Origin of the sequence: Buchnera aphidicola (Mindarus abietinus) (genome assembly GCF_964059085.1) — a bacterium.
In the GTDB taxonomy this organism is placed as follows: domain Bacteria; phylum Pseudomonadota; class Gammaproteobacteria; order Enterobacterales; family Enterobacteriaceae; genus Buchnera_A; species Buchnera_A aphidicola_C.
The window spans coordinates 132,880-144,083 of record NZ_OZ060398.1; the positions used below are offsets into that span (position 1 = coordinate 132,880).

7 protein-coding genes are annotated in these 11,204 nt (G+C 24.7%); 1 reads left to right on the top strand and 6 read right to left on the bottom strand.

What is annotated here, in order from left to right:
- Positions 1 to 2: 2 nt before the first annotated feature.
- The 5 genes from AB4W62_RS00650 to ileS form a co-directional block, all read right to left on the bottom strand.
- On the bottom strand, positions 3 to 506 hold the full coding sequence (locus AB4W62_RS00650; protein WP_367680027.1) for a dihydrofolate reductase: 504 nt from the start codon (positions 504 to 506) through the stop codon (positions 3 to 5).
- A complete protein-coding gene (carB, locus tag AB4W62_RS00655) occupies positions 496 to 3,726 on the bottom strand; it encodes a carbamoyl-phosphate synthase large subunit (protein WP_367680028.1) in 3,231 nt (1,076 codons plus the stop codon). Before carB ends, AB4W62_RS00650 begins: the two co-directional genes overlap by 11 nt.
- Positions 3,710 to 4,894 carry a glutamine-hydrolyzing carbamoyl-phosphate synthase small subunit gene (gene carA / locus AB4W62_RS00660; protein WP_367680029.1) on the bottom strand — a complete coding sequence of 395 codons (1,185 nt, stop codon included), beginning with the start codon at positions 4,892 to 4,894 and terminating at the stop codon, positions 3,710 to 3,712. The genes carB and carA overlap by 17 nt, the downstream gene beginning before the upstream one ends.
- A gap of 103 nt (positions 4,895 to 4,997) precedes the next feature.
- Entirely contained in the window at positions 4,998 to 5,807 is an 810-nt protein-coding gene (gene dapB, locus AB4W62_RS00665) for a 4-hydroxy-tetrahydrodipicolinate reductase (RefSeq protein ID WP_367680030.1), read from the bottom strand.
- 423 nt (positions 5,808 to 6,230) lie between these two features.
- Positions 6,231 to 9,062: an isoleucine--tRNA ligase gene (gene ileS, locus AB4W62_RS00670; protein ID WP_367680031.1), complete on the bottom strand. Its 2,832-nt coding sequence runs from the start codon at positions 9,060 to 9,062 to the stop codon at positions 6,231 to 6,233.
- Between the two features lie 540 nt (positions 9,063 to 9,602).
- Between ileS and rpsT the strand changes: the two genes are divergently transcribed.
- On the top strand, positions 9,603 to 9,896 hold the full coding sequence (rpsT, locus tag AB4W62_RS00675) for a 30S ribosomal protein S20 (protein WP_367680032.1): 294 nt from the start codon (positions 9,603 to 9,605) through the stop codon (positions 9,894 to 9,896).
- Between the two features lie 119 nt (positions 9,897 to 10,015).
- Here rpsT and dnaJ read toward each other — a convergent pair whose 3' ends face one another.
- Entirely contained in the window at positions 10,016 to 11,152 is a 1,137-nt protein-coding gene (dnaJ, locus tag AB4W62_RS00680) for a molecular chaperone DnaJ (RefSeq protein ID WP_367680033.1), read from the bottom strand.
- Between the last annotated feature and the right edge of the window lie 52 nt (positions 11,153 to 11,204).

An 11,204-nucleotide genomic window follows, 5' to 3' on the forward strand; every position in this document is an offset into this window, starting at 1 on the left:
GTTCACTTGGTTTTTCTAACTAATATATTAAAGCAGAATTCTATTTTTTTTAAATCAGAAAAATAGTAATTCTTTTTATAAAAAGTTGCTTTCCATATGTTTTTGTTTAAAAAATTGGGGAAATATGAGTCTCCTTGAGTATAAAGATTAATACTTGTAATATATAATTTATCAACATAAGGGAACATTTGGAAATAGATACTTGATCCACCAATAATCATAATTTCTTTTTTTTTGTTTTTCATCTCGAATTGAAATAATTCTTTAATAGATAAAAAAGAAATAACTCCCTTAGTAGTAATCGGATTACTACTAATGATGATATTTTTTCGCATAGGTAAGGGTTTACAATGTAATGTTTCCCAAGTTTTTCGACCCATTACAACATATTTATTAATAGTATTTTTTTTAAACCAATATAAATCTTCTGGTATGTACCAAGGTATTTTTTGTTTAAATCCTATTACTAAATTTTTACTTACAGCAGCTATTAAACTAAAAGTCATATTTTTTTTTATGTATTTCTTGTAATGAACATATTTTTTTTATGGGATCATTATTAAGTGCCATAATAGTTGCAAATGCTCCATTTAAAGTAGAATCATAATGTATTTTATATTCTAAAGCATTAGAACATATTAATTTAGATTCTTCAATTTCTTTATAAGAATTAGAAATATTGATTATATATGAATATTCTTTATTTTTTAATCTGTCTTGGATATTAGGACGGCCTTCATTAATGTTATTAACAAATCTTGAGTAAATTCCAGCTTTTTTTAAAATTTTAAATGTTTCATGAGTAGAGTCTAACTTAAAACCTATTTTTTTTAATTTAATAGCTAAGTTAATAATATTTGTTATATTGTTTTCTTTTGTTGCAGATAGTAGAGCTCTACCGGGTAATTTTACGCTTATTTGAGCACCTAATAATGCTTTAGAGAAAGCAGCTGAGAAATTTTTACCTATCCCCATAACTTCTCCAGTGGATCTCATTTCGGGACCTAGTAATGGATTAACTTTATCAAATTTATTAAAAGGAAGTACTACTTCTTTTACAGAGTAAAAAGAAGGAATAATTTCTTTTGTAATACCTTGTAAAATTAGACTTTTTCCAACTATAGTTAAAGCAGAAATTTTTGCTAATGCTATTCCTGTAGCTTTAGAAACAAAAGGTATGGTTCTAGCCGCTCTTGGATTAACTTCTAAAACATATAATTTTTTATTCTTAATAGCGAATTGAATATTTATTAATCCTAAAACTGATAATTCAAAAGATATTTTTTTTACTTGAATTCTAATTTTTTCTAGTATTTTTTTATCTAAAGTATAAGTAGGTAAAGAACATGCAGAATCTCCAGAGTGAATTCCAGCTTGCTCGATATGTTCCATAATACCTCCGATTAAAACATTTTTTCCGTCGCATACAGCATCTACGTCGACTTCAATAGCACCTTGTAAATAATGATCAAGTAAGATAGGAATATTTTTTAATGAAATAGCTTTATTTTTAAAGTATTTTATTAAATAATTTTCATTATATATGATTTCCATTGAACTTCCGCCTATTACATAAGATGGACGTACTATAATAGGATAACCAATATTTTTTGCTTCGCATAAAGCTTCTTTTAAATTAATAACAGTTGAATTTTTAGGTTGTCTTAATCCTAATTTTTTTATCATTAACTGGAATTTATTTCGATCTTCCGCTTTATCTATGTTTTCTGGACTTGTTCCAAGTATTTTAACATTTTCTTTTTGAAGAAGTTTAGCTAATTTTAAGGGTGTTTGTCCGCCATATTGAATAATTACTCCATATGGTTTTTCTATTCTAACAATTTCTAATACATTTTCTAACGTAACGGGTTCAAAATATAATCGATCAGAAATATCATAATCAGTAGAAACTGTTTCTGGATTACAATTAATCATAATTATTTCAAATCCAGAATTTCGTAGTGACAAGGCAGCATGAACACAACAATAATCGAATTCAATTCCTTGACCTATTCTATTAGGTCCTCCTCCTAATATTATAATTTTTTTATTATTGTTAGTAGGATGTGATTCACATTCCTCTTCCCATGTTGAATACATATATGCTGTTTCTGTAGAAAATTCTGCGGCACAAGTATCTACACGTTTATATACAGGATGTAAATTATATTGTTCTCTTTTTTCTCTAATTTCTTTTTCTGAACATTTTATAATGAAAGCTATTCTTTCATCAGAAAATCCTTTTCTTTTTAAAAAATATAAATAATTTTTATTAATTTCAGAAATTTTTGTTTTTTTTAGTTTTTCTTCTATATCAATTAATTCTTTTATTTGTACTAAAAACCATGGATCTATTGAAGTTAACTTGTAAACATTGTGAATAGATATACCTGCTCTAAAAGCATCCCCGATATACCATAATCTTTCGGATCCAGGATTTTTTAATTCGAATTTAATTTGAGTTAAATTATTTTCATAATTTTTAGAAAATTTAGAATTAAAACCAGTGGTATTAGTTTCTAATCCTCGTATAGCTTTTTGAATAGATTCTTGAAAGGTTCTTCCTATTGCCATAACTTCTCCGACTGATTTCATCTGAGTAGTTAATCGATCATTACAACCTTTAAATTTTTCAAAATTAAATCTTGGTATTTTTGTAACGATGTAATCAATAGAAGGTTCAAAAGAAGCAGGAGAAGATTTACTAGTGATATCATTTCTTAATTCATCAAGAGTAAAACCTACTGCTAATTTAGCAGCAATTTTAGCAATTGGAAAACCTGTTGCTTTAGATGCCAAAGCAGAAGATCTAGAAACTCTAGGATTCATTTCAATAACTATCATTTTTCCATTTTTAGGATTTACTGCAAATTGAACATTCGAACCTCCTGTTTTTAATCCAATTTCTCGTAGAATTTTTATGGAAGCATTTCGCATTAATTGGTATTCTTTATCAGTTAAAGTCTGAGCAGGCGCTATAGTAATAGAATCTCCAGTATGTATCCCCATTGGATCTAAATTTTCTATAGAACATACAATAATACAATTATCATTTTGGTCTCTTACTACTTCCATTTCGTATTCTTTCCATCCAATTAATGATTCATCAATTAATAACTCATGAGTTGGGGAAAGTTCAATTCCTTTTTCACAAATTTCTTTAAATTCTTCATGGTTATAAGCAATTCCTCCTCCAGATCCACCCATTGTAAAAGAAGGTCTAATAATGCAAGGAAAACCAATTTTTTTAGATGTTTGGTAAGCATCTTTCATATTATGTGCAATTCCTGATTTAGGTGTTTTTAATCCTATTTTTTTCATTAATTTTTCAAATAATTTTCTATTTTCAGCTTTTTCTATTGCATCAGCAGTTGCTCCTAGCATTAGTACTTTATTATCAGATAATATTCCTCTATTTTCTAATTCTAAGGCACAATTAAGAGCAGTTTGACCTCCCATAGTAGGTAACAAGGCATTCGGTTTTTCTTTTTTAATAATTTTTTCAATAATTTTCCAATGAATTGGTTCAATGTAAGTAACATCAGCCATATCGGGATCAGTCATTATAGTAGCAGGATTCGAATTAACTAAAATAGTTTTATATCCTTCTTCCCGTAATGCTTTACACGCTTGAGCACCAGAATAATCAAATTCGCATGCTTGTCCAATAATTATTGGACCTGCTCCAAGAATTAAAATTGAATTAATATCAGTTCTTTTGGGCATTTTTATTTTTTCCTGAATTTTTTTGGTTTAAATATATTTTTATTAAATTAATAAAATCATTAAATAGTAATGCAGAATCATGCGGTCCTGGACTAGCTTCAGGATGTCCTTGAAAACTAAATACAGGTTTTTTGTTCCACTTTATTCCTTGAATAGAATTATCGAATAGTGACCTGTGAGTTATTTTAATATCTTTAGAAATTGATTTAGCATCTATCGTAAATCCATGATTTTGAGATGTGATCATAACGGAATTAGAAATTATATTTTTTACAGGATGATTTGCTCCATGATGTCCAAACTTCATTTTAATTATTTTAGCTCCACTAGCTAATGCTAGAAGTTGATGACCTAAACAAATCCCAAACATAGGAATATTTATCTTTAAAAATTTTTTTATGGTATTTATAATGTATTCACATGGCCTAGGATCTCCAGGACCATTAGATAAAAAAATTCCATCTGGAGATAATTTCATAACTTTTTCAAAACTAGTTTTTGCAGGAACAACAGTAAGGGAACAATTCCTATCAGCTAACATTTTTAACATGTTTTTTTTTATGCCAAAATCATAAACAATTATGTTAAAAAATATTTTTTTATTGTCAATAATAATATTATTATTTTTAATTTTTAAAGGACTTAGATTTTCTTTCCATTTATAAGTAGAAAGAGTAGAAACGTTTTTAACTAAATCTAAACCTTGTAAACCCATAAATTTTTTAATTTTAAATTTAGCTTTTTCTACGTTTTTATATTCTTTTCCGCAAATAATACATCCATTTTGAGATCCCTTTGTTCGTATGATACGAGTCAGTTTTCTTGTATCTATATCGGAGATACATAAAATATTATTTTTTTTTAAATATTCTGGTAAAGTAGTAATGCTTCTATAGTTACTAGAAATTAAAGAAATATCTCTAACAATTAAGCCTTTAGCATAAATTTTATTTGATTCTTCGTCTTCTAAATTTACACCAACATTTCCTATATGAGGATGAGTTAATACAATTAGTTGATTAGAATATGAAGGATCAGTCAGTATTTCTTGATAACCAGTCATAGAAGTATTAAATACAACTTCCCCTACAGTGGAGCCAGTTTTTCCAACAGATTTCCCATAAAATATAGTTCCATCTTCTAGAACTAATATTGCCGATTTTCTCAAATGAAACTCCAATTATTAAAATTAATGGTTTAAAAATATTTTAAAAAATATATTTTTTATATAAATAATACTAAAAATTAGTAAATTTATCTATTTTTTAAATTTATATTTTAAGCACATCTTCCATATTAAAATATCCGATATCTTTTTTTAAAATCCACTTTAAAGCTTTTATAACTCCATTAGCGAAAAGAGCTCTGTTACTTGCTTTATGAGTTATTTCTATTCTTTCTCCAGAACTTGCAAACATAATTGTATGTTCTCCGATAATATCTCCTCCTCTAATTGTAGAAAATCCAATTTTTTTTGTTGGTCTTACTCCGATTTTTCCTTTTCTTTCATATATAGAATGATTTTCTAGTTTCCATTTCATTGTATCAGCAATTTTTTTACCTAACATCAAAGCGGTTCCAGAAGGAGCATCTATTTTTTTATTATGATGATATTCTATGATTTCAACATCAGAGGTAGAAATTAATGTTTTTGTAATTTTTTCTAATGTATTTAGAATTAAATTAATTCCTATGCTAAAGTTAGCTGAAAAAATAATAGCTATTTTTTTAGAGCTTTTTTTTATTTTTTCAATTTCTGATTTTTTAAATCCAGTAGTTCCAATAATCATTTTTTTTTTGTATTTTTCACAAAGAAAAAGATTATTTAATGTTGCAGATGTAGAGCTAAAATCAATTAAAATATCAAAAAATTCTATTTTTTCCTCTAAATTATCACTAGTAACAATATTACTATTTTTAATACCTAAAATTTTTCCTATATCTTTTCCAATATTAGGATCATTTTTTTTAACAATAGCAGTTGTTATATTGAAGTTTGAATTTTGATGAATTTGTTTTATTATTATCTTTCCCATTTTTCCTAATGCACCGAAAATTGCAATTCTTGTATATTTTTCCAAAATTTTTTCTCTTTTTTATTTTTTTAATATTTTTATTATACCTATAAAACAATTATTGTCATAAATATTCTAAAATGGGAAATTGTATTTTTTACTATTAATATTTTTAAAATTTATATTTTATAAAAAAAATACTTATAATTTTTTATATAAATCATTTTTTATTTATATAGGATAATAAAACATGTAGATTGCTTATCTTTTTAGATTTTTATTAAAAAAATAATAATTTTATTTATTATAAATTATGAATTTAAAAAATACTGTCTTATTAAATATTTCAAAATATATTTTGAAATATTTATATTTGAAATATTTAATGTTTAAAAAATTAAATTTTAAATTTAAAAAAGGATAGTTCTTTTTATTTTTTTAAAAATAGAAGACTTTTTTAGAAAAATACTTATTTTTATAAATTTTTTTTTATAGAAAGAATCTTTCTTCACCGTTTCCAAAAACATTTTTTTTACATCTATTACAAATTTTTTTTATTTTATTTTCTTGTTTTATTTTTTTTTCTGAAATAAAATAATGCCAGCATCGAAGACATTTTTTTCCTTTTATTTTTTCTAAAAAGATTTTCAAATCTTTTATTTTGGTACTTTGATAAGCACTTTCAGGAGCTTTGGAATATTTTTGTATTTTTGCTTCAGACGTTAAAAATATAAATTTTAGTTCATTTTTTAATGTTTCTAATAAAAAAATATCTTTTTTATCTAAGTAAATAGTTACAGAAACTTCTAATGAAGTTTTTATAATTTTTTTTAATCTCCATTTCTCTAAAATTTTATTAACTTCATTTTTTATTTTTATAATTTTTTCCCAAAAAAAATTATTGATTTTAATATCTTTAGGAAGATTAAATAATCCATCAAACCAATATTCAGTAAAAATGTATTTAGATTTATTTCCTGGAAGGTAATTCCAGCATTCATCTGCTGTAAACGGTAATATAGGAGCAATCCATCTATTGATGGTTTGTAAAATATAGTATAAGCTAGTCTGACAGCTTCTTCTAGGAATTCCATTTTTTTGAGTAGTATAAAGTCTATCTTTAATAATATCAAAGTAAAAAGAACTTAGATATATTGAACAGAAATATAATATTTTTTGAAAAACATCATGAATTTTATAAGTATTATATAAATAAATTATTTTTTTTTGAATAGAATTTGTTTTTTCGATAATCCATTGATCTAATAATAACATTTTATTAGAAGAAACAAGATTTTTTTCTGTATCAAAATCATATAAATTAGAAATACAAAATCGAATAGTATTTCTTATTTTCCTATAGTGATCACTGGTTTGTTTGAGCACTTCATCAGAAATTGAAATATTTTCAGAAATATCAGTAGAAGCTACCCATAGTCTTAAAATATCGGCTCCTAATTTTTTAATAATTTCTTTTGGTTTTACCGAATTTCCTATTGATTTTGACATCTTATAGCCGTTTTGATCAACAGTAAAACCATGGGTTAAAATTGTTTTAAAAGGATGTTTTTTTATAGTAGCAGTAGATAATAAAATAGAAGACATAAACCAGCCTCTATATTGATCTGATCCTTCTATGCATATATCTGAAACTTCTTTTTTAATGGCATCATTAATATATATTTCAGAAATTTGCATTGATCCTGACTCAAACCAAACATCTAGTACATCTAGACTTTTTTCATATAGATGAGCATCTTTTTTTATTATTTCTTCTAAATTTAAATCCCACCATATTTCTATTCCTGAACGAGATACTTTTTCAGATATTTTTTTTAATATAAATATAGTCTCGGGATGTAATTGTTTGGTTTTTTTATGTATAAAAAAAGGTATAGGAACTCCCCATGTTCTTTGTCTAGAAATACACCAATCTGGACGATTTAATAACATAGATTCCATTCTTTTTTTTCCCCATTTTGGTATCCAGTTTATTTTTTTTATAAAATTCAAAGAAATTTCTCTTAATTTATTTTGATCTAATCCTATAAACCACTGAGGAGTAGTCCGAAAGATGACTGCCTTTTTGTGTCTCCAACAATGAGGATAATTATGTTTTATTTTTTCTAGTATTAATAGACTATTATTTTTTTTTAGTAAATTAAGAATTATACTTTTACTTTTAAATATATGTATGTTAGATAATAATTGATGAACATCTGGTAAAAAAAAACCATTTTTATCTACATAATTAGATATTTTAATTTTATATTTTTTGCATACATCATAATCTTCTGGTCCGTGATCAGGAGCAATATGTACGGATCCCGTTCCTATATTTGAAGTAACATGTTTTGATAATATAATAGGAACAGTAATATTTAAAAAAGGATGTAAAAATAATAAATTTTCTAATTTTTTTCCTAGAGTCTTTCCAATAACTTTCCATGTTACATCACCGATTTTTTTCATTGTTATTTTGGTTAATTTTTCTTCTAAAATTAAAAAATTATTTTTAGTTTTAACAAGTTGGTATTTAAAATTAGGGTGCACGGCTACTGCTTTATTAGAAGGCAAACTCCAAATAGTTGTGGTCCAAATAGGAATATAAATAAAATTAAAATTTTTTTGAATATTAGTTTTAAATATGTTGTTAATGGTAGCGACATTAGTAGTTTTAAATAATATTACAGCTGAATCTGAAGTTTTTTCTTTATGCTCGATTTCAGCTTCCGATAAAGAAGATTGACATTCAAAGCACCAATGAACAGGTCTAAATCCACGATATAAATGATTATTTTTAATTAATTGTAAAAGTTTTTTTAAAATATTTGCTTCAGATTTAGGACTCATAGTTAAAAATGGATTTTTCCATTCTCCTAATATTCCTAATTTTATAAAATCTTTTTTTTGATTTTTAACTTGTTCTAAAGCATAAGATCGACATAACGATCTAAATTTTTTTTTCGGGATATCTTTTTTTAATTTTCCAATTTTCTTTTCTACTTCGTGTTCAATTGGTAATCCATGGCAATCCCATGCTGGTATAAATGGAACATCAAATCCTGACATTATTTTAGATTTGATAATAATATCTTTTAAAATTTTATTTAGAGCATGACCTAGATGAATATCACCATTGGCATATGGTGGTCCATCTTGAATGAAGAATTTTTCCCCTCCCTTTCTAGATGAACGAATTTGATTATACAAATCATCTGTATCCCATTTTTTAAGAATTAAAGGTTCTTTTTTAAATAAATCTCCTTTCATGGAAAATTTTGTTTTAGGTAAATTTAAAGTAGATTTATAGTCACTCATAGAAAACCTCTCACAACTAAGAAATAAAAAAATTATCTATTAATAATATTAATGATTAATAATCTATGTTTTTTTAAAAAATTAAATTTAACTTTTTATAGTTTTATATAAAAAGTATAGATTTACTTTCTTTCAATAAGTATAATATATATATATTAATATAATATTTAGTATTTATTTGTTTTTAAAAAAATTCTAAGATTATTTATTTATTATAATCTATAATTAACTAAAAAGTTATTTCTTTTTAAAATTATAAAAGTATTTATAAAAAATATAAATAATAATTAATATTAATTATATTTCTAATATATATATTTTTATTTAAAAAAAAAGTTTGATATCAAATCGATAATATTTAAAATTATTTAAATTAAAGATGTTATAGAAGTAATTTTTTTTTACTAAATATAAAAATATTTTAATGATTTTTTTTTTAAATTGTTTAAAAATCTTAAATTTTAAATGAAATATAAAACAATACTAATTATTAAATAATTAAAATTATATATTTTAAATACACATATGGAGTAGTTGAAATTGGCTAACCTTAAATCTTCTAAAAAAGATTCTATTACTTCTAAAAAAAGAAGAATTTTTAACATGAGTAGACGTTCTATAATTAAAACGTTTATTAAAAAAGTACACTCTGCAATTATTTCAAAAAAAAAGGAAGAAATTGAAATATCTTTTAAAAATATGCAATCAGTAGTAGATAAGTATTCAAATAAAGGAATAATTCATAAAAATAAAGCAGCAAGATTAAAGTTAAGATTAAATAATAAGATTAAAAAGTTTTTTAAAAAAAATAATAGTTTGTTAGTTAATAGTTAATTTTTTTTTTAAATTCAAGATAATTCTGATTTTTAATATTTATTTTTTAACTTTAATACAAATAGTATTGTTTCCTTTTAAAAAAAATGGAAAACAATACTATTATTGTATAAAAATTACTATCCGGTTAACTCATCAAAAAATTTTTTTACACCATCAAAAAATCTTTTTGATTTCGGACTATTTTTTTTTCCCTTACAATTATCAAAACTTTCACCTAATTGTTCTAGGAGATACTTTTGTTTTTCATTTAAATTAATAGGTGTTTCTACAACAATACGACAGAGTAAATCTCCTTGATATCCGTTTCTAATAGATTTTACACCTTTACCTCTCATTCTAAATAGTTTTCCAGATTGTGTTTCAGAAGGAATTTTTAACTTTATTTTTCCTTCTAGTATAGGGACTTCTATTTCCCCTCCTAATGCTGCCATCGAGAAATTTATAGGTACTTCACAATATAAATCATTCTCTTTTCTTTGAAAGATCGGATGTTTTTTAATTATAATTTCAACATACAAATCTCCATTAGGAGCACCTTGATCACCAGATTGCCCTTCATTATTTAAACGAATACGATCATTATTATCTATTCCAGCAGGTATTTTAACAGATAAATTTTTATATTTGTTTATTTTTCCCTTTCCTCTGCAAGAATTGCAAGGAGTTTTTATGATAGTTCCTTTTCCATAACAGGTGGGGCATGTTTGCTGAACAGTAAAAAATCCCTTTTTCATTTGAACTTGTCCATATCCATTACAACTTGAACATTTTTTAGGTTTGAGACCATTTTTAGAGCCCGTACCATAGCAAAAAGAACAATTTTGTAAAGAAGGTATTTTTATTTTTTTAACAGTACCTCGAACAGCCTCTTCTAAAGTTAATTCCATTTGATATTCTAAATCTGTTCCTTTAGAAGCTCTTTGTTTTTTATTACTTCCAAATATATCTCCGAAGACATCTCCAAAAATATCGCCAAAATCAGTAGTTGTATTAAAACTACTATGGAAACTATTTCCTGAATTTCCTTGTTCAAATGCAGAATGCCCATATTGATCATAGGCGTTTCTTTTTTGATGATTAGAAAGAATTTCATATGCTTCTTTTATTTCTTTAAATTTTAATTCAGCAATTTTATCACCTTGATTTCGATCGGGATGATATTTCATAGCTAAGCGTCTATAAGCTTTTTTTATATCCCGATCTTCTGCCGATTTTGATATTCCTAAAACTTGATAATAATCTTTTTTTCCCATGCTTTTTTATTACTCCTAAAATATATATTTACGGGCGCAGGAATAACTCCTC